General features: G+C 34.6%; 26 protein-coding genes. 7 read left to right on the top strand and 19 right to left on the bottom strand.

Annotation, left to right across the window (positions count from 1 at the left end; translation table 11 throughout):
• Window position 1: 1 nt before the first annotated feature.
• The 5 genes from ACOZIR_RS09995 to ACOZIR_RS09975 are packed head-to-tail and all read right to left on the bottom strand — an operon-like array spanning window position 2 to window position 4,261.
• Window positions 2-1,594: a hypothetical protein gene (locus tag ACOZIR_RS09995; protein ID WP_328120995.1), complete on the bottom strand. Its 1,593-nt coding sequence runs from the start codon at window positions 1,592-1,594 to the stop codon at window positions 2-4.
• On the bottom strand, window positions 1,569-2,285 hold the full coding sequence (locus ACOZIR_RS09990) for an ABC transporter ATP-binding protein (RefSeq protein ID WP_045295594.1): 717 nt from the start codon (window positions 2,283-2,285) through the stop codon (window positions 1,569-1,571). Before ACOZIR_RS09990 ends, ACOZIR_RS09995 begins: the two co-directional genes overlap by 26 nt.
• Before the next feature lie 49 nt (window positions 2,286-2,334).
• Window positions 2,335-3,123 (bottom strand): ABC transporter permease, encoded by a 789-nt coding sequence (locus ACOZIR_RS09985; RefSeq protein ID WP_045295593.1) that lies wholly within the window; start codon window positions 3,121-3,123, stop codon window positions 2,335-2,337.
• Complete coding sequence (locus tag ACOZIR_RS09980; protein WP_045295589.1) at window positions 3,120-4,025, bottom strand: ABC transporter ATP-binding protein; 906 nt, start codon at window positions 4,023-4,025, stop codon at window positions 3,120-3,122. Before ACOZIR_RS09980 ends, ACOZIR_RS09985 begins: the two co-directional genes overlap by 4 nt.
• Entirely contained in the window at window positions 4,022-4,261 is a 240-nt protein-coding gene (locus ACOZIR_RS09975; protein WP_045295588.1) for a PLD nuclease N-terminal domain-containing protein, read from the bottom strand. The genes ACOZIR_RS09980 and ACOZIR_RS09975 overlap by 4 nt, the downstream gene beginning before the upstream one ends.
• Before the next feature lie 446 nt (window positions 4,262-4,707).
• On the opposite strand from ACOZIR_RS09975, the gene ACOZIR_RS09970 reads away from it, so the two are divergent.
• Window positions 4,708-5,253: a helix-turn-helix domain-containing protein gene (locus ACOZIR_RS09970; protein WP_074894787.1), complete on the top strand. Its 546-nt coding sequence runs from the start codon at window positions 4,708-4,710 to the stop codon at window positions 5,251-5,253.
• 562 nt (window positions 5,254-5,815) lie between these two features.
• On the opposite strand, the gene ACOZIR_RS09965 is transcribed toward ACOZIR_RS09970, so the two are convergent.
• The 3 genes from ACOZIR_RS09965 to ACOZIR_RS09955 form a co-directional block, all read right to left on the bottom strand.
• Window positions 5,816-6,079 carry an autorepressor SdpR family transcription factor gene (locus ACOZIR_RS09965; RefSeq protein ID WP_045292514.1) on the bottom strand — a complete coding sequence of 88 codons (264 nt, stop codon included), beginning with the start codon at window positions 6,077-6,079 and terminating at the stop codon, window positions 5,816-5,818.
• 84 nt (window positions 6,080-6,163) lie between these two features.
• On the bottom strand, window positions 6,164-6,436 hold the full coding sequence (locus tag ACOZIR_RS09960; protein ID WP_237758463.1) for a hypothetical protein: 273 nt from the start codon (window positions 6,434-6,436) through the stop codon (window positions 6,164-6,166).
• 134 nt (window positions 6,437-6,570) lie between these two features.
• The gene (locus ACOZIR_RS09955) at window positions 6,571-7,218 is read right to left on the bottom strand and encodes a VC0807 family protein (protein WP_045292516.1); all 648 of its coding nucleotides are present in this window, start codon (window positions 7,216-7,218) and stop codon (window positions 6,571-6,573) included.
• Window positions 7,219-7,470: 252 nt separating this feature from the next.
• Between ACOZIR_RS09955 and ACOZIR_RS09950 the strand changes: the two genes are divergently transcribed.
• Together ACOZIR_RS09950 and ACOZIR_RS09945 are read left to right on the top strand one after the other, a co-directional pair.
• Entirely contained in the window at window positions 7,471-7,617 is a 147-nt protein-coding gene (locus ACOZIR_RS09950; RefSeq protein ID WP_014459567.1) for a hypothetical protein, read from the top strand.
• A gap of 108 nt (window positions 7,618-7,725) precedes the next feature.
• A complete protein-coding gene (locus ACOZIR_RS09945) occupies window positions 7,726-8,529 on the top strand; it encodes a lipid II flippase Amj family protein (RefSeq protein WP_052942390.1) in 804 nt (267 codons plus the stop codon).
• Between the two features lie 57 nt (window positions 8,530-8,586).
• Here ACOZIR_RS09945 and ACOZIR_RS09940 read toward each other — a convergent pair whose 3' ends face one another.
• Window positions 8,587-8,928, bottom strand: a complete 342-nt coding sequence (locus ACOZIR_RS09940) for a DUF1033 family protein (RefSeq protein WP_013057574.1) — start codon at window positions 8,926-8,928, stop codon at window positions 8,587-8,589.
• A gap of 210 nt (window positions 8,929-9,138) precedes the next feature.
• Between ACOZIR_RS09940 and ACOZIR_RS09935 the strand changes: the two genes are divergently transcribed.
• Window positions 9,139-9,276 (top strand): hypothetical protein, encoded by a 138-nt coding sequence (locus ACOZIR_RS09935; RefSeq protein ID WP_157862162.1) that lies wholly within the window; start codon window positions 9,139-9,141, stop codon window positions 9,274-9,276.
• A 49-nt stretch (window positions 9,277-9,325) separates the two neighbouring features.
• Here ACOZIR_RS09935 and ACOZIR_RS09930 read toward each other — a convergent pair whose 3' ends face one another.
• From ACOZIR_RS09930 to ACOZIR_RS09900, 7 genes are all read right to left on the bottom strand, one after another.
• A complete protein-coding gene (locus ACOZIR_RS09930; RefSeq protein WP_013083687.1) occupies window positions 9,326-9,544 on the bottom strand; it encodes a spore germination protein in 219 nt (72 codons plus the stop codon).
• A 109-nt stretch (window positions 9,545-9,653) separates the two neighbouring features.
• Window positions 9,654-10,175 (bottom strand): hypothetical protein, encoded by a 522-nt coding sequence (locus tag ACOZIR_RS09925; RefSeq protein ID WP_045292518.1) that lies wholly within the window; start codon window positions 10,173-10,175, stop codon window positions 9,654-9,656.
• Window positions 10,176-10,299: 124 nt separating this feature from the next.
• On the bottom strand, window positions 10,300-10,539 hold the full coding sequence (locus tag ACOZIR_RS09920; protein WP_013057577.1) for a YiaA/YiaB family inner membrane protein: 240 nt from the start codon (window positions 10,537-10,539) through the stop codon (window positions 10,300-10,302).
• Between the two features lie 278 nt (window positions 10,540-10,817).
• Window positions 10,818-11,018 carry a DUF6501 family protein gene (locus ACOZIR_RS09915; RefSeq protein WP_013057578.1) on the bottom strand — a complete coding sequence of 67 codons (201 nt, stop codon included), beginning with the start codon at window positions 11,016-11,018 and terminating at the stop codon, window positions 10,818-10,820.
• Between the two features lie 79 nt (window positions 11,019-11,097).
• Entirely contained in the window at window positions 11,098-11,871 is a 774-nt protein-coding gene (locus ACOZIR_RS09910; protein ID WP_045292566.1) for an alpha/beta hydrolase, read from the bottom strand.
• 121 nt (window positions 11,872-11,992) lie between these two features.
• Entirely contained in the window at window positions 11,993-13,063 is a 1,071-nt protein-coding gene (gene ssuD / locus ACOZIR_RS09905) for an FMNH2-dependent alkanesulfonate monooxygenase (RefSeq protein ID WP_045292568.1), read from the bottom strand.
• Between the two features lie 220 nt (window positions 13,064-13,283).
• Complete coding sequence (locus ACOZIR_RS09900) at window positions 13,284-14,159, bottom strand: STAS domain-containing protein (RefSeq protein WP_080890182.1); 876 nt, start codon at window positions 14,157-14,159, stop codon at window positions 13,284-13,286.
• A 131-nt stretch (window positions 14,160-14,290) separates the two neighbouring features.
• On the opposite strand from ACOZIR_RS09900, the gene corA reads away from it, so the two are divergent.
• Window positions 14,291-15,253: a magnesium/cobalt transporter CorA gene (corA, locus tag ACOZIR_RS09895; protein WP_045292573.1), complete on the top strand. Its 963-nt coding sequence runs from the start codon at window positions 14,291-14,293 to the stop codon at window positions 15,251-15,253.
• Between the two features lie 18 nt (window positions 15,254-15,271).
• Here the strand turns inward: corA and ACOZIR_RS09890 are convergent, their stop codons facing one another.
• Window positions 15,272-15,451, bottom strand: coding sequence for a hypothetical protein (locus ACOZIR_RS09890; protein WP_080890185.1), 180 nt, complete (start codon window positions 15,449-15,451; stop codon window positions 15,272-15,274).
• 250 nt (window positions 15,452-15,701) lie between these two features.
• On the opposite strand from ACOZIR_RS09890, the gene ACOZIR_RS09885 reads away from it, so the two are divergent.
• Window positions 15,702-16,979 carry a polyamine aminopropyltransferase gene (locus ACOZIR_RS09885; protein WP_045292575.1) on the top strand — a complete coding sequence of 426 codons (1,278 nt, stop codon included), beginning with the start codon at window positions 15,702-15,704 and terminating at the stop codon, window positions 16,977-16,979.
• 83 nt (window positions 16,980-17,062) lie between these two features.
• Window positions 17,063-17,797, top strand: coding sequence for a polysaccharide deacetylase family protein (locus tag ACOZIR_RS09880; RefSeq protein WP_052942398.1), 735 nt, complete (start codon window positions 17,063-17,065; stop codon window positions 17,795-17,797).
• Between the two features lie 28 nt (window positions 17,798-17,825).
• On the opposite strand, the gene ACOZIR_RS09875 is transcribed toward ACOZIR_RS09880, so the two are convergent.
• Both ACOZIR_RS09875 and ACOZIR_RS09870 read right to left on the bottom strand, forming a co-directional pair.
• Complete coding sequence (locus ACOZIR_RS09875) at window positions 17,826-18,497, bottom strand: DUF421 domain-containing protein (protein WP_045292577.1); 672 nt, start codon at window positions 18,495-18,497, stop codon at window positions 17,826-17,828.
• Window positions 18,498-18,612: 115 nt separating this feature from the next.
• A complete protein-coding gene (locus ACOZIR_RS09870; RefSeq protein ID WP_045292579.1) occupies window positions 18,613-19,374 on the bottom strand; it encodes a M15 family metallopeptidase in 762 nt (253 codons plus the stop codon).
• Window positions 19,375-19,440: the final 66 nt, after the last annotated feature.

Raw genomic sequence — 19,440 nt, 5'->3', positions numbered from 1 at the left:
CTTATAGAGTTGTTTTTAATTTATTTACCAAAATGAAAATTGTGGTTGTTGCAATGGCCAATATTATGAAATCTACTAAGAAAGGTTGAATACCAATCCATATCAAACAGAAATGAAGAGCAGCGATGACTATCAACATGGGCATTCCATATAAAAGACTGATCAATACATTTGGATTTGATTTTATGGCTTCAGAAGGATTATCCCATTCGGTACTTGGATTTTTCATATCGAATAGTGGAGTTAACAGGTTGTAACAAACTACCAAACAGGAAATGATTAGCATCATAACAAAATCCTCTAGCTTCGAATGGCCAAAAAGGGCGAAAAGTAAGAAACTTAATAATACAGCTCCCACACTCACGGTAGACGCAAATATTACTTTAGAAAAATATACATACTTACTATCAAAAGGGTTTATCTTTAATAAGTTGTAGTATGTCCCTTCTCTTGAATAAGGTGTTCCACTGATATTATTTATGCAACAAAAGAATAGAACAGAATATGAAAAATATTTATTAAGAAATCCATCTTTTGTTATATTTAAATTATCTGGTAATACTTCATTTTGTATTAAAATCAATAATATAGTAGTGAAAATTATGGGTAATAGAAAGCCCAGTACAACTTGCATTTTAAAATAAGCCTCAGACTTAATAATCCATATTTCTCTTTGTAGGTAGTTGCTCCATTGATTTTTAGTTATTCGGACTTTTGAGCTTTTTAAGCTTATTTTACTATTTTCTGATACGCCATTCTTAAAATAATTCACCGAAATATTTTCTATAATAAAATAATAAAAGAGAAAACTAATTACCAATATAGAAATACAACTCAATATAAAATAAATATTAATTTCACCCGATACTAAAATTTTGACTAATGATTTCATTACTGACACAGTAGTTGTTATGTCATAAATGTATGCAAGGATAAATTCTAGCGATTTTTTAATCCCTTTAATGGAATTAATATCTATTTGGGATACTAATTTTGATAGTTCTAAGCTTGATTTTCTAATAAAATACATAAATAAAAGGAACGGAATTAACAACATAATAAAAATATTTATTAATAAATAAACTAATTTACTTTTAAATTTATAATAATACCTGTTTATAAAAGACAGAACAAACATCAAAAAAAGTGCAATTAGCCCATTAACAACTGGAATGAATAAACACAGTTTAATTGCTTCTACAAATTTGAAATCCACTATTAAAAACCCTAGGGTTGGTATTTGGATTATTATTGAGAGAAAAATAGGTATCCATATGCTGCTAGTTACCTTTGCCATTGAAATATTCTTACTTGAAAGTGGTAAAGGTGTTAATAATTTGAATTCATTATAAGCAAAAGCCTGCGAAGTTGATAAATAGCCAGTAAATACATATACAAGAAGGCATGAAAGCATCAAATTATAAACTATAAAAATGGAAGTATCTCCAAGAAAAAAAACAAAAGCGTTTATAATAGTTAGTTGACAAACCATATAAAAAATGGCTATCAATAAAACAACTTTTAACATTGTTTGCTTTGGCTTTTTATAGAAGGAATAAATGAAAAATTTAGTTAATTGAAGTTTTTCCTTCATATATTTGCGCCTCCATAAAAATAGATTCTAATGATTTTTCACCTATTATATTTTTTATTTGACCGTGTAAAATGATTTTTCCTTCTTTTAAGATAGCTACTGTATTGCAAATCTTTTCTGCTACATCTAGTAAATGTGTAGAAAAAAATACTGTTCCTCCCTTTTCCACGTATTGTTTAATTAATCTTTTGAAAACTAAAACAGCATTTGGATCTAAGCCATTTAATGGTTCATCCATTATAATAATGGGTGGATTTATTGTAAAAGCTGCAATTAAGAGGAGCTTATGCAACATACCGTATGAATAGGTTCCTGTGGGTTTTTTAATAGATTCTTGCATACCAAACAAATTTACGTACTCATTCAACTTTTCATGATTTTTATTATTATATAAATTCATCAAGAAAAGAATCCAATCCATCCCTGAAATGTTCTTATATATATTAATAGTGTCCGGAATAAAAAAGAATTGCCTTTTGTATTCTATTCCGCTTTCTTTAGGTAACCCATTAATTTCAATCTTTCCATTATTACAATCCAAAATACCAGTAATAATATTTAAAGTAGTTGTTTTACCTGCCCCATTTGCTCCAACAAAGCCTAAAATTTCTCCTTTTTCTACTTTTAAATTTACCCCGTTTAAAATCTTCTTATCTGAGTAACTTTTCTCTAGGTTTGTAATGCTTAACAATAGTATTACCCTCCCATCCCTCTATAGTTAATATTATTTTCTTCTTTATTTATTCAGAATGAAATTTCTTTTTGGAAATCCAGGCATTTGTAATCAAAATTGTCAGCGCTGTGAATATAAGAGCTGCTAATAAACTCCATATTACGTCCATACTAGTTTTTCCTACAATTAATAGTTCCATAGCATGTTTGCTCATACTTGCTGGGTTGATGTTATCTATCACAGGACTTAAACCGACCATAATTCTACATGCTAATAGAAATACAATTGAAATTAATGCAATTATTCCTTGGCTATTAAAAATAGTACTGATCATTGTAGTGAATGAAACAATAAATAAAATCCATACTAGATAAAATAACAAAGCTACTAGTAAATCTATAAAATTAACAGCTGTGAATAATAAACTAGTATATGCATATGAAACTAAGTATCCTAATGCGACACTGCAAGCAATAAATAAGTAGTTAGAAATGATTTTTCCACTAATATAGGATATTACGGTTACAGGTCTAGTAAGAATGAAGGCTAACATGCCATTGGCTTTGTCGGATTGTATAATTCCCATCATCGAAACAATGATAATCATAACTCCAAGTTGATCAAATTGTGAACCCAAGGTGCTAGCAAGAACTTCTCCTCCTTTTTGCGCCGCCATGTTGGGATCAATAGTAATACCTTGCCCTCCGCCAAGCGCTTTTAAGATTGAAGGTAAATAGTAACTTACCACTGGCTGGGTGATGCCTAAAAATATAAATACAAGAGGTAGCCAAATAATCTTAAATTCGCGTACTGATTGAACAAATTCTTTTTTTACTAGTACATTAAAATGATTCATTTTTCCACCACCAACTTTAAGAATATTTCTTCTAACGTATCGTTAGCTATTTCAAACCTATTAAGGTCTACATTATGTTCTAAAGCATTGGTCAGCAACATATTCTTGTTAGATTTAATATTGTCTACTTCTATCTTTACTGTATTACCGACTACGTCTACATTTTTTACATAGTTCAAACCTTTAATAACTTCAATCCAATCATGGCTTTGGGCTGTGATATCTACATTGATTTTATTTTTACTATTCTTATTTAGTAATTCGCTCATAGTCGTATCTTCAATTTTCTCTCCATTCTTTATAACGACAAATCTTTCACATATTTCTTCTGCGTCTCCCAATATGTGAGTTGATAACAAGATGGTAGCCTCTTTCTTTATTTCTTTTATGATATTTAACACTTCTCTGCGACCAATTGGATCTAACGCTGAAACGGGTTCATCCATTACAATTAACGATGGTTTATGTAACAATGCCTGTGCAATGCCCAGTCTCTGCTTCATCCCTCCCGAAAAGGTTCTAACCTTGGAGTTTTCCTCTCCTTTCAGCCCTACTTTCGACATGATTTCGGGAATAGCTCTTGTCAGCTCCTCTTTTTTTATTCCTGACAACTGCCCCATGAAAGTTAAAGTTTCTTTAGCAGTCATCCAGTGAAAAAAATTAGGATATTGTGGTAAGTAACCAATTTCTTTTTTGAGTTTTGAAATCTTCTTGCCATCAAGTAACACTTCTCCTGTACTTGGATCGATAATATCAGAAATCATTTTTATAAGCGTAGACTTACCCGCTCCATTAGGTCCTATTAATCCGACACATTCACCGGACTCAACTTCCATTGAAAAGTTATTAACCGCTATTTTATTTTTAAATTTTTTGGTAACGTTTTTAATTTCTAACTTCATATTGTTTCACTGTCCTTTCTGCCTATAACAAAGTACAATATTGGACCAAGAGTATTTACAAAAATAATGATAAGGGTCCACATTAAAACGTTTTTTCGGGTTTTTCTGTTTCTGTACAAATCTATTAGCGCAATTAGAATTAAAACTATTCCAATAACTACTACGGGTAAAATAATTGGTAAAAAAGACATGATATCAATTTCCTTTAAATCATCCAATCCATAATGCAAATTCATGTAGTTCACTCCTTTAGTTTTAATCAATTTAATATAAATATTATCATTATTGATAATGATAACATGTAAAATGGAATATTGCACCTTTTTCTTTTTATTATTTAAAATATTGTTTTAGTTATTGTTATTATTTATAATAATATTATCATTATAAATAATAGTGAGTTCGGGCATGTTTATATAAGCTTAGAATCTGAACTGTCTTTTCGCCTTCCAACAATTAATTATAGGAATATAAAATTTTGAAAACGTGAATTAAATACTTTAAATAAGGATATATTTGTTCACTAAATGTATTCTTTTTTTCTATAAACATGTTTCTAACAATAGACTGTATGACAAAATCGCAGTATTATTCATAATCTATTTGATAAAAGGATATAGATAACATCCCTTTTAATAAAATTTGAATATCTAACAAAAATTTATATAGCAAGGAGAAGCTGATGATTAATAAAGCTGAAATTTTAATGCACCCTGTAAGAATCAAGATTTCCCAAGCCTTAATGAGAAATAGAGAAAATGGATTAACACCACTTGAAATGTTGAAAATTATTAAAGATGTACCTCAAGCAACATTATATAGACATATACAAGTTTTATTAGATGCAGGAGTTATTCGCATTGTAAAAGAAAAAAAAGTAAGGTCAGTATCCGAAAAATACTACGTCCTAAATGAAGAGGAGGCAAGACTTAATGGTGATGAATGGAAAAAAACCTCTAATGAGGAGAAGTTAAACTATTATTCTTATTATCAATTATCCCTGGTGACTCAATACCAAAACTATCTTAATAAGTTGGCAGAACGAGGTTGCTCAGAAGATGGTTCAACTTTTTCACTGTTAGAATTAAAACTTGATGATGAAAGCTTCAGTAGTTTTCAAAAAGAATTAAATGATCTTATGCTAAAGTATTATAAAACAACGAACCAGAATACTCAAAAAGGTGCTCCAATAAGAACAATTGGAGTTACCATTATTCCGGAAACATAAATAAAATAATATTTCATCCTAAAAATAAGATATCAGAAATCCTGCCTCTTTTAAGATCATTCTTTGATTCTAGTCTGGCCTGAATAGTACAAAGCTTACGCATCCTACTTAATCACTAATTATAATGAAAACTGAACTGAACTATACTTTTGACAAGCTTCACCAATAGGTGGAGTTTGTCTTTTCTTTTTTTGCGCTATTTTACCCTGTTAGTCAATACACAATTAAATTCTCATTACAACAAGCCAGTGTTTCTTATCAACAATATTTCTATTGTCAATTCTCTAAACGATGGCATAGGGTATAAAACGGTGTAGAATCTGAAGTATTAAGACTTTAAATAATATATCTGGCTGACTTTGTATTTTTGGTTGGATTCGTTGAAATATAGTAGAGGTTAATGGAGTGTTCTTTTAAATCCATCTGTACAAGAGTAATTGTAGCTACTTTTCTTTTAATTTAGCACAGGTGTTATCGACGCATCTTATACTAAACTAAGAAAACAAAAATTTTTATACTAATTCTAAAGAAAACAATTGAACTTAGCACATAAAGATGTTATTTATTTTTCTCCCCTTTCGAAGGTAGTAAACCAAGAAATTAAGTTTTGAAATGTATTATTATTTAAAGAATATATAATAAATTGTCCCTGTTTTTTGCCTTGAATCAACTCACCCTGCTTAAGTATTTTCAAATGATTAGATATACTAGGTTTAGTCATATTGAAATGATCGGAAACTTCACCGGCTGTTAAATTACTTTCCTTTAGAAGTTCTAGAATTTTCCTTCGTGTTGGATCTGCTAAAGCTTTGAAAGATTCATTCACTAGATCTCATTCCTATCGTAATTCAGTATTTAGTTTAAAAAGCTTTTTGGTGATATTTCTTATATTATACATTTTTTAATTTGTTTAAGGCCGGTTAATCGCGTAAACAACAAATAAAACAATATCTAGCAAAATCATCATGACACCAATAAGCAGCCAGATGTTACCTTGAGTCTTTTTCTCTCCTTCTTGCATTTCAAACGCTCGAATAGCAAATACAATTCCAAGTGTAAACACAAGAAAAAAAAGCTGACGGTAATCGGAAAACGACAGTAAGACAAAAATTAAGGTGAAAAATACCATAATCATTTCTAAAATTCGGTAAGGTTGCTTTTGACATGTTAATAATAGTTTCATTTCTTGGCCTACTTTCATCCTTTTCTTAATAGAGTTATTTTACTATTAAATTCAAATAAGATGTTAGTATTTTGAGCACTTTTCACTGTTTTGTAACAGAAAAGCGTACGTTAGCTAAACGCACGCTTCTTTTTCTATTCATTTACATTTGGATTCATTGGATTATCAATCCCTGTTTTATCTTGAATTTTTTTATAAATAAAATACGTGTAGACAGCAATTAAAATGGAGAATGCCCACGTAACAGCCTGACGGAATACAATCATGTTTCCATACCCTTCTACTCCGTACTTTTGAATCAATACGTATTTTACAATCGCTAAAAATACATAGCGACCTGCGAACAGTACCGTAAGCCAGTTCATCATTTTGAATAGACCAGGCTGGTGGAAGAGCTTTAAAGAATCTTCCCGCTTATAGCCCATTAAGTAAGCCGTATCTACAAAAAAGTACAAACCAATTGGCTTTTTTACCACAATGGTAAAAAGGACAACTACAGCCAGTCCAATCATAAAGTATACTTGATTGTTTAACATCGTTGCTGCGTTCCCTGAGATTAAATCAATAATTGTACGTGCCAGCAGTGTAATGACAATAAACAATCCTGTTACGTTAAACTGGCGATCTTTAATAAATGTATAAATGGTATACACAAACGCTGGTGCTGTTGAAAGCAAAATGGCATAGTAATCACCAATAATGTCTTTTCCTTGGTTCCATATTAGGTAAGGAATAGCGATATAAAAAAGTAAATCAAACCATACTCGTTTTGTATTGTTCATATATAACTCCTTTAAAAACGTTGTTCCTGCTATTATATGGGATACTACGCAAGAAAAAAAGGCTTTTAACTGGAATGTTATGAAATTTTAATCATTTGATGTTTAGATCCAGAGCTACAGGGAAAACGATTTCTAGAAAGACTTCAAGAATCATAAACATCCAAACACTTGAGCAGCAATACATGTGCCACAAGTGAAAAATGCTGAAAGGATTGATTCATTATCGCACTTCACCTAACGTACACGTCAGAAATGGAAAAGGCCATGCAGCTTTCTCACGGCGTGGGGTATGCTGAATATAGCCGTAAACTAGACAAACGTCTACAGGTGGAAAAAGAACGAGAAAAAGATTATCAGGCTAGCAAAGATATACTGCGTGATATTAACCAGCATCGATAATAAAAAGCCGCTTGCTATTTTTGGTAGCAAGCGGCTTTTTATTTACAAATGAATCAAATTTATACATAATAAGGAATCGTGTGTATCAAAGAAAGGAACTTGCTTATTATGATGGAAAAATTACTTATTATTTGTGTGTTTGTAGGAATTATTCATATGATTGAAACACTAGCCTACTCTGTGAGACTTGCGGGCTTGAAAACTGGAAAACTAGTCGTGGCTTTATCTCTTTTTAATATTATTGTCATTTTGTCAAGAACAGCTAATATGGTGCAAGCTCCGCTGACCGGGAAATTAGGAGATGCGGTCAAGTCTAAAGAAGATTTGCCCGTTCTACTTCATCAGCTTCAAACCATCTTGCTCGCAGCTTCCATTGGGACAATTGTAGGTGCTCTTTTACTTCCTAGCTTTGTATCGATTTTCTCCCGAATGATTTCACACTTAGAAGTAGCGGGGTCTGTACCTCAAATGATGAAAAATATTACTTCCATACATACGCTGGAGAAAGCAAAAAAACACGTGAAGCGCCCGAGGTGGATCATGCTGTCTCAGCTGCGAATAGGTGGAGTGCCCAAGCGGTTGCTTCTTTTGAATTTAATAGCTACGACCATTTATACAGTAGGTGTTCTTTCCACACTTTATGCTTCTACGCTTGAGCCTACTCTTTCTAAATCAATTCTGATGTCTTCTGGTCTTATTAACGGACTAGCCATGATTACCCTTGCTGTGTTTGTAGATCCGCAAGTAGCCATTTTAACTGAAAAGGTAATGAAAGGTGAATCTACTAAGCAATCTATGAACAAAATGGTGGGCACACTAGTCATCTCTCGTTTGTGTGGGACAGTATGTGCCCAGATTCTTTTAGTACCTGCTGCTCTTTATATTGCGTGGATTTGCAAATTAATCCCTTAGAAAAGACTTCAACGAAGAAGTCTTTTTATACATAAAAAAACGCCCCGCAGGACGTTTTTATTTAGTACGAAGCATTTTTAATCCTTCTTCATCTTCTTCTAATGAATAGACTTCATCGTTTTTAGCAAATAAAACACCGTGGAAGATTTGAAGATCATCATCACAGGCCTCGCAAAATTCCTTTTCGCCTTCGTTCCAAAAGCTAAAGAGCGCTAGTTCATCACTTCGCACGCTTGCGTATTTTTGATGAAATTCATAAATCATCATCGCGTAGTAGCGAAGCGCTTCTTCTTTTTTTTCAAATTCAATGGTTTCAATAATATCTTTTTCCCAGCCTTCTAAAAACAGCCAAGGTTCACAATCACTTTTTATTTTATGAACTCTCCATTTATCTGTCATGATAGAACATCTCCTTACTTACAGCTTACTTCTAAAATTTCTCTTTTCCTTATTATTCAGCAAAAATAACTTTGAATCAAGTAAAACGGAAAAAAACGCCTATTTTCAGGAAATAGACGCCAACAAGGTAGCTTAATCTGAACTTCTTTTTTATATTAATAATAGCTCCTTAAGCTATAAGGAACTAAACTGCCCGTATAATACTGGGTAATGGGAGGGAAAACGCCGGCTGAAGGCGTGATTTTCCCCCACCAAGATGGTTTTTTGCCCCACCAGTTGTCTATCGCTCCATCAGGTGAAACGACAAATCCAATTGGACGTGCAAACGAAGGCATAAAATACGGATAAAACGAATACTGAAAAGGCGTGTAGAAAGAAGAGTAAAACGTCTCTCTCCTTATCCGTTTCCGAAGCCGTTTTGATCAGAACCATCCGGATCGAGCGTATTTGTATTAGAAAGTCCCGAATTTGTATTTACACAAATTCCTGTATTTGAAGACCCTGAACCTTGTGCAGTTTTACTGTTACTTTTCGGAGAAACATAGTACGTATCGCCAAACGTAACGACTCCTCCTGTAACGTTTGGAATCACTACATGATTAATAACAATCGGCATTATCCTCACCCTTTTTATTTTCATCGTGATGTAATATATGAATGATTTATCAAAAGGGTTATAAATTAATGGATATAAATAAAAAATCCCCCTGCAGAATGGGGTATTTTTACGCTTTTACCTCTTTTTTAGAATGACTTAATTCATCTCGCAGAATATCAAAATCTCGTTCTGCTACTTCTTCAATTTTTGTATACAATTCATTCTCCATGAGGAGTCCTTTTTCTTCAAGTAATTCGACAAGAGCCTTAAATTTTATTCTAGATAAAAGCATTTCGTTTACCGTGCTCTCTGTTGGCTGTTCATTTTTCGCTTGTTCTTTTGTTTTAACAGGTTCTTGCTGCAACTTCACCCTGAAAACAATATTTGTATGATCAGTAATTTCAGGTGACTGATAAAATGTGCTATGCGAAATGTTTTTTAGTGTTAGCGTTTCTTTTGTCTCCATATTTGTTACTTCAAAATACGGATCCTCAAAAAATGCATCATATTTATCATAAGCTGCTTTGCCTACAACCGAAAAAGAAAAGTTTAGCCTTTTCAACTCTTCACCTGTATTCGCATCAGTAATCATTTTTTCTTCAAACATATCAACGTGAAAATTTACGTTATTAATCATTAGTTGTGTCAATTCAATCGCCTCCTTCTTTATTAATACGACACGGAGTGACAAGTTCCCTGTTTTTTTATATAAAAAAACATCTCCCAAAAATGGGGATGTTTTTCAAAGAGCTAGAAAAATGCTTTTTTTAGCTCTACAATTCTTCTTCTGCTTTGTCGTATTTGCGTTCGTGCGCCGTATCTTCTTCGTTATCACGAATGGTTTTTTGAAGCACAAAAGCGGACATCGTTAAGTATAATGTTCCAACAGCATAATAACCTTTTACCGGTAGTGATGCATCTAAGGTATAAATTCCTATAAACATAGCTAATAGTGCTGTAATAAAAGCTGTCCATGCTAAAAATGTAAAAGCTGCTGTATTACGCTTTTTCATCGTATGACCTCCCCTTTTCCTTTTTCTGTTAAGCGTCGCTTTCATTTTACATTGTAAAATAATTGTTGTCATGGGTATTTATAGTCAGTTACCCTTTTAAACAGAACAAGAAACGGGAGAATTTAGGTCTTACATCCTATTTTTGTCATAAAGCTTTTTTTCGAAATGATTGGATATATGGAATTTCTCTTTAAAAGTATGTTCATTCGTTTTCATGAAGAAAAGCTTCAGTTAATTACTACAATAAAAAAATCATCGCCGAGACGATGATTTTTTGTTTAGCCTTCAAAGTATTCTTTATAAAAGCCGCCGACTTGGCCAGTGTTATCAACAACAAAATAAAATTCTTCTGTTTCGTTTTTTACATCATATGTTTTTCCTGCTGTTAAAACATTTTCAACCACGAATTTTTTTGCATCTGTATGTATGCATTTTACTTGTTTAATCGTTGGACGATCGTTCCATTCTAAATGAATCATGTATGTACACTCCTTTGTTTTCATTCAAGATTCATTTTATCTTACTTGAAGTAAAAAAGAAACGGAGCGAATTTAAAAATTAAAAAATTCGCTCATGCACTTTTTTTTTGGCAACTGTTGCTTGTACAAACTGTGCCGTTTGTGCAACAATCATATCTTTATCAAAATCCATCGACGCAACATGGTAAGAGTTTCGAAGCATGTGCTGTCTTTTTTCTGCTGATTGAATATGGTTTAAGATATAAGCTGAATTCTCAGGCGGTACTACGTTATCCACGGTTGATGTTAGTACTAAAGCCGGGCACGTTACATAAGATAAGCGTTCTTTTGTTTCATCCATTAAAGAAAGCAGCTCACGCATAGAGCGCACTGGTACTTTGTCGTACGTAATTTCATGTACGTTTGGATCTTTAATATCGGGATGATCTTCTTTTAAATAACGAGGCGTATGACGAGAGCGATAAGGCTCCATTGAAGGAATGGACGTCATAGCCGGATTGATTGCAATAACTCCGTCAAGATCTAATCCTTGACTCGCTGTATGAAAGGTAAGAGTGCCTCCCATGGACTGACCTAAGATAAATACATGACGGCATTCTTGCTTCAAACGCTGATACCCATTTAAAAAGTCTTGCTTCCATTCCTGATACGTTGTTTGTTCAATATCATAGTAGTGAGTACCATGTCCCGTTAGTCGCAAACCGTACACAGTAAAACCTTTTTCAGCTAATTCTTTTCCGATATATTCCATACTTTGAGGAGTCCCCATAAATCCATGAGAAACAAGTATACCAATGTCGTTGCCTTTATAATAAAAAGATTCTGCGCCTTGAATTACGTCATAACGTTCCATTTTCTTCACCCTTTATCAAAAATTTTCTGACTAAATGAACTATCTTTATAATACACCTATAATTCCTATAAGTCAACTGGGTTATTTATTTTTTTACGACTCAAAAAGAACGAAGCAAGAATTATCTCTTGCTTCGTTCTTTTTGAATATGTGGAAATACTAGCTCAGCAAACGTATATGCTTCTTCTAGATGCGGATAGCCTGATAAAATAAACGTATCAATTCCTAGCTCTTTGTACTCTTTTAACCGATCCGCTACAATTTCAGGACTTCCAACAAGAGCGGTTCCAGCTCCTTCTCGTGCTAAACCAATTCCAGCCCATAGATTCGGAGCAATCTCTAGTGCGCCTCGATCTTTTGTACCGCTGTGCAAACTTGACTGTGTTTTTTGGGCAGTGGAGTCAAATGACGCAAACTTATCTTGAAACGCTTTGATCGTATCATCATTAACATGTTTAATTAATTTATCTGCAGATTCCCACGCCTCGTCTTCTGATTCTCTTACAATAACGTGCAGGCGAATACCAAAGCGAATGTCCCGACCTTCGTTTGCAGCTTTTTCTTTCATCTCATCAATTTTCGTCTTGATCACTGCAGGAGGCTCTCCCCATAACAAATATACATCTGCATGCTTTGCGCCTACTTCTTTTCCTGCTGGCGAAGACCCGCCAAAGTACAGCGGAGGATATGGTTTTTGGACCGTAGGCGATGGAATGTACGCGCCTGTTACATCAAGATGCTCTCCTTTATAGTCCACTTTTTTTCCTTCCATTACATCTCGCCAAATCGTTAAAAATTCATCTGTTAACTCGTAGCGTTTATCGTGGGTTAAATAGTTACCGTACGCCGCTTGCTCAACCGGATCTCCTCCCGTCACAATATTTAACATGAGTCGGCCGTTTGACATCTGATCGAATGTCGAAGCCATCCGTGCTGAAAGTGTGGGAGACATTACACCCGGGCGAAGTGCAATTAAAAACTTCAGTCGATTCGTAACGGAAGCAAGTGCCGATGCAATCACCCATGAATCTTCACAATTTGAACCAGTAGGAAGCAAAGCGCCGTCATATCCTAGATAATCCAGTCCATGTGCGATTTGCTTTAAGTAGTGAATATCGCTTGTTCTGCTTCCCTCGGTTGTGCCTAGATAATGTCCGTCGCCTGCTGTAGGGAAAAACCATAAGATGTTCATTTCTATTTCCTCCTAAATATTCTCGTATTCTATATAAAGCGTTCTCATATTATTTGTTCAATTCTTGTTCGCTAATTACAGAGTTGCATTTTTATATTAGCGTATGTAATACTACTCTTTTTATTTATTAAATTAGTAAAATCATAATACCTCTTTAACCTATATGTCAAGTATGAATTTAGATAAAAAAAACAAGAATTAAAAGTAATTCTTGTTTGCTTTATTTCCTCATACGTGAAGCCATCGCATTAGCAAGGGTTGATTTTGTTGATATATTTTCAAACGATAAACCTAAATGAGAAGCGGTAATGGCGATTTCAGGGCGTACTCCAGAGATAGTTGATTCTACGCCTATTAATTTTAATGCATCAATCAGCTGGAAAATCTGATGAGCAACCATCGTATCAACAATAACTACTCCTGAAATATCAATATAAAGGTGATTCACTTGCTGTTCAGCGCAGCGAGTTAACGTATTTTCTAAAATTCGGCGCGCTCTTGCTGTGTCGATATCCCCAACAAGCGGAAGGATCGCAATATGATCGCTCAATGGAATAACTGGCGAGCTCAGCTCATTAATCAGCTCTTTGTGCGCCTCAAGCAACCGCTTTGAATGCTGATGGTGCTCTTCTACAAATTTATAAACGGTGATATCAAACACGCGTACAATCAATTCGTTCCATTCGTCTAGTTCGCCTTGCGTAATATCTTGCTCGCAATCTTCTACAAATTGATTTAAATACGTTAAATACTGTTTTCTAACTCGGAAAAATTCGCGAATAATATAATGTATAGGTGTTCTTACATGCTCTCCGTCTTCGGCAATCTTTAAAATCCACGTTTCAAATGAATCAAAAAATTCTTTTTCACTTTTTATAAATACATCGGCTATGTATAAATGAAATTCATTATTTTGATCTTTTAATACTGAAATGACTTCCGGATGAGTAGATGCATAAACCGATTCTGGGTCATTGTCTTCAATGCTTTCATACCATTCTTCCGTCAGTTGATCTGCATGTTTTAAAAAAAACGTTCGAAGTGCTTCATTTTTATTCAAAACGATTCCCCTTTCCATACGAGCTATTACTATCATTATAATTCAACTTTTTCACCCTTACTAGTTTTATAAAAAGACAAGAAAGAAAATTCTTTTTTAAAATACGGTGTAGTTTATGATTTTATGCTACATTGAAAATAGCTATAAAAACATAAAGGAGTTTTCAAATGATACGAACGTTAGCTCTTATGAACGATGATAAACTTGTGAAACATATACAATTAGATCAGATTCACGATCCCTCTATTCAGTACTATTGGATTGACTTTAACTGCCCTTCTGAAGAAGAAGCGCTGCTGCTTCAATCTTCCTTTCACTTTCATCCGTTAGCGATTGAAGATTGCTTTCATTTTCTGCAGCGTCCAAAACTCGATTATTATGAAGGATACAGTTTTTTTGTCCTGCATTCATTAAATCGTCAAACGTTAGAAGCTGAAGAAGTTGACCTTTTTATCGGCGATAATTATATAGTTACTTTTCATTTTCACCCGTCAGCTGCAATTGATAAAGTATGGGAGAAGCTGCTTCATACACCTTCGATTCATGAAAAAGGGATAAGCTATCTTGCGTATTCTGTGATGGATAAAGTGGTAGATGAATATTTTCCCACTGTATATCAAATTGAAGATGAGCTGAATGATATAGAAAACATAGATGCAAAAAAATCCATCTCTGTTTTAATGGAAGATGTATTCAAACTTCGAAGTGATTTACTGAAAATCAGAAGAACCATTTTGCCTATGCGCGATTTATTGTACCGCGTTATAAATTCTGAACGCCTAGATGTTCATCCAGAACAAAAAAGGTATTTTAAAGATGTCTATGACCACTTATTAAAATTAGCCGATATGATTGAATCAAATCGGGAAATGACGTCTGATATGCGCGATAATTATCTTTCTCTTAATTCAAACCGGATGAATTCAATTATGATGACGCTGACCGTTATTTCATCTATCTTTATTCCCCTTACCTTTATCGTTGGCGTATACGGAATGAATTTTGAAAACATGCCTGAGCTAAAGTGGCACTATGGCTATTTCTTTGTGCTTGGCTTCATGGGGCTGATAACGCTTGGTTTAATTTTATGGTTCAAGCGAAAAGGCTGGTTTAATGCTGATAAAGAGTAGAAAGATTGAGTAACGAAATCAATCCCACTTAAAGATAAATGAGATAGCATGAATCGCTTGAGATACCGCTGTTGATTTGCGTGCAAGAATTCGCTTTCCGCGGGCGGCCGGTGAGCATCCTCGTTGCTTACGCTCCTGAGGGGTCTCACCTGTTCCGCTTTTCCCGCAGGAGTCTTCGCCCTGCTCTCCAATTAACAGCTATTACATACGGTAAATCTACGTTCACCATCACAATGAAAAAATCCGAACGAGTTGAATCCCCCATTAAGAATCTCGATTGATTGTTCGGATCTCCTTTCAACGAAAATATGTTTTTCCCAGTTTCTTTTCTATAGGAAGATACCTAGTTATTTCCCGAAAATATTTATAAACTAACGTACTTGCGTTTCCTTTTTCTAAAAAATTTCATAAGATAGTGAAAATAATGCTCAGAAAGGAGGCTGAAGTAGTGGATATTAAAGGAGAACACTTGCTAATGGATGCGTTCGAATGCGATGAAGTGATATTAAATGACCCCTCACTTTTAAGTCAAATTCTTATTGAAGCTGCACTAGATGCAGAAATGGAAGTTTTGCACTGTTATTTTCACCAGTTTACGCCTCAAGGCATTACAGGCATTCTCGTATTAGCTACCTCTCACTTGTCTATTCATACTTGGCCGGAGGAAAACTACGCTTCATTAGACTTTTATACGTGCGGAGACAAAGAAATAATTGAAATTGGTTATGCGCTGCTTAAACAATTAGCTTCAAAAAAAGCTGTTGTGTATTCGATTTCTCGCGGAATTCAACACGCCGAAACTCCACAAAAAAATCGTCAGCATGCTGAAAGCACTCGTCTTTTCAATCGGGGAGATGACTCAGATCACGTTAGTCTACAGCAGATCTTATCAGGTCAGCATGACATTTTGTTTCATCAGAAAAACAGTATTCAAGATATTCAGCTGATTAAAGCATCTGATATTCGAATGTATTTGGATGAACAGCTGCAATTTAGTTCATTAGATGAACATGCGTATCATGAAGCTCTTGTACACCCTATCTTTGCCGCTTCCTTAAGTCCTCGCCGCATTCTTATTCTAGGCGGTGGAGATGGTTTAGCTTTACGAGAAGTCCTTAAATATAAGGAAGTGAAAGAAATAGACCTTGTGGAAATAGATGCTGACGTGGTAAATGCTGCGATGAATGTTGAAGAATTAAAGAAATTAAATCAACGCTCATTTGAAGATTCTCGTGTTACCGTTCATATTCAAGATGCTGTTGACTACCTCTCTTTGAATTCAGCGTGTTATGATATCATCATTATTGACTTTCCTGATCCTACTAACAAAAAAATAAGTGCACTTTATACAAAAGAATTTTATACACTTCTCCAACGTTCACTATCGCGCAGAGGCTTGGTCGTATGTCAGTCAAATTCTCCTAGAGACACACCTATCGTTTTCTGGAGCATCAATGAGACGATGAAAGCCTCGCAGCTTTATACGTTGAGTTACCACACTATTATTCCTTCTTTTGGAGATTGGGGTTTTCACATCGGCTCGAAAAAACCTTTGTCTGCACCTATACTCTCTACTGATGTTTTATCTCCTACGCTGCCATCAGACTTTACTAAGTTAATGCATTTTTCTACTCATTCTCTTTCTAAAAAACAGTTTGCGGTTGTGAACTCTGCTGAGCACTTGGTTCTGCATAAAATATTTAAAAAAGAAGGCTTATACTTGTAAAAAAGAAAGCTTGGCTTATACATTCCTTTTCTTTTGACATACTAAGATAGTCTCGTCATCATTGCGCGTTAGAAAGGATTGTTATGAGAAAAATTTCGGTTTTTGTTATCTTATTGCTAACTGTTATTTTCCCTTCCCCCGTTTTTAGCCAAGTGAAAGTACCTATACTGATTTACCACTCTATTGATTCCTACACAGGCCACGGGGAAAAAGAACTGTATGTGACGCCTGAAAATTTTGAGAAACAGCTTCTTTATCTTAAAAAGCAAGGATATACGCCGCTCACATTTGAAAATTGGCAGGAGCTGAAGCGTGTAAAAAAGCCTATATTTATTACATTTGACGATGGATACAAAAATAATCTTACTATCTTGCCTATTTTTCAAAGAGCAGCCAGCCCTCAGTTTCATCCAGCGGCTACACTTTTTGTGATTTCAGATTTTATTGGCCGCCCCAACCGCTTGTCGCCAGCGGATTTAAAAAAACTTGTTGATTCAGGATTTTTTTCTATTCAGTCTCATACCGCTACTCATCCGGATTTAACTAAGACAAAAAATTTATCCTATGAGCTAGCTGATTCAAAACGAAAAATTGAAGCCATTACGAGCCAGCCCGTTATTGCTCTTGCTTACCCTTATGGAAAGGTCAATAGCCGCGTAGTAGAAGAAACAAAAAAGAATTATACGTTTGGTCTTTCAACGATTCCAAAATTTTTTACTGAAAGTGGACAAAAAAATGAAAACTATCTTATTCCCCGTCTGTACGTCACGTATTCTACAACGATTGAAGATTTTGCTAAGCTATTAAAAGAAAGCTAAAAACCCTTTCCTTAAAAGGAAAGGGTTTTTAGAATTTTGTTATTTCTAGTCCTCGCTCTTGCTGCCATTCAGCATAAAAAACTTCGCTGTATTCCTTTATTTTCTTGATTGCCAGCTGTTTTTTTAACCACTTTTCATCTACGTTTGCTTCTTTCAAATTACCAGACACTACTTTTCCATCCATGATTAAAGCAATAGGTAAATTAGTTTGAGAATACGGGATGTTTAAATCATTTTTCGTCGGAGGACCGAATTCATGTTTAGGAGCGACGCTCACCTCTCCATTCGTTTCTAAAATGACGTATTCTGCTTCATACAGTGAAAAATACCCTTGCTGTCTCATTAGATGCTGAAGCTGATTCAAATCCAAGTTGTTTTTCTTAAGCTCTTTATAAAGGATTTTCCCTTTATAAATAATCATTGAAGGCTTGCCTTCAAGAACTCCCCTAAATCCTGTAAAGGTTTGAGATAGCTTTGTCACTGCGTAAATCAGAAGCCCCCAAATCAAAACGCTATAAAGAATTTCAGTTAATTCTACTCCTTTTTCAAGAGCTGCATCCCCCACAATATTTCCCAGGACAAGCGTTGTAATAAAGTCAAACGGAGTGATTTGAGCAAACTGCGTCTTACCTAAAAGCTTCAGCATAATAAATAGCGCTAAAAATCCACATATCAGTTCAATCGCAATATCTTTATACATCGATACCCTTCCTCTATAGCAAGCATGTTATAGTATCAGTTTGTATCATATATGAGAGTGATAAACCTAACTTTTCATTTTTCTTTCCTTCGTTCTCCAGTTATAGAACTTTTGATTAAGCTTTTTTCTTATTTGCATAGGTTTCTAACGTTGCATATTGATTAAAAATGGATGCGGCTGCTTTTTTCCCTACATATCTAAGGTGCCATGGTTCGTATTTATAGCCGGTAACCTGCTCTTCACCTTCAGGGTATCGAATAATGAATCCGTATTGATAGGCATTTTTTGAAAGCCAATGAGCCTCTGATGTATTAGCGAAGCAGTCTGCGGCAGCACACATTCCACTTCCTCCCGTGACATCGATTGCTAGTCCCGTTTCGTGTTCACTTGTTCCAGGATAGGCGCTATAGGTGCGTGCTTGTTCTTCTCCGTCTCGCTTTGCGTAAAATGCAAAAAGCTCTTTTTGACGCTCGTGAGATCGATAACCGGATACACCAAGTAAGCTGATTCCCTCTTTTTCAGCATCTCGGAAAAGTTCTTCAAGCGCTTGTGCCGCAGGCTTTCTAAGCATTCGTTTTTCTATTTTTTCGTTGAAGATAAACGGAACGTCGGCATAGACTAAATCGGAAGGCTGATAAGATTCAGGAAGCTGATGCTTTTTATTAACTAAAGCCGTAACCGATTCTGGATTGGCTATTACCACTGTTTCGTCTACATTAGGTTTCGTTAAAGATGGAGAAGCTGATGAGCTTTCTAGTTTTTGAGCCTGTCCATTTTTTGTGAATTCTCTGGCAGGCTTTGATGAAGAATTGCTTGTTCCGCACCCTGCTATCATCAGCGTAAAAGCTAAAGAACAAATAAATAAAAAGTATTTCATGATGTCTTACTCCTTTCAAACGGCTTTTGATGGGCTACGAAAGCCTATAAAGAAAGGATAAAATAT

The sequence above is a fragment of the Priestia sp. D3YE.R1 genome, assembly GCF_049199565.1.
Lineage (GTDB): Bacteria > Bacillota > Bacilli > Bacillales > Bacillaceae_H > Priestia > Priestia aryabhattai.
The sequence above is the reverse complement of the archived record's forward strand: the minus strand, read 5'-3'. Positions and strand labels throughout refer to the sequence as shown.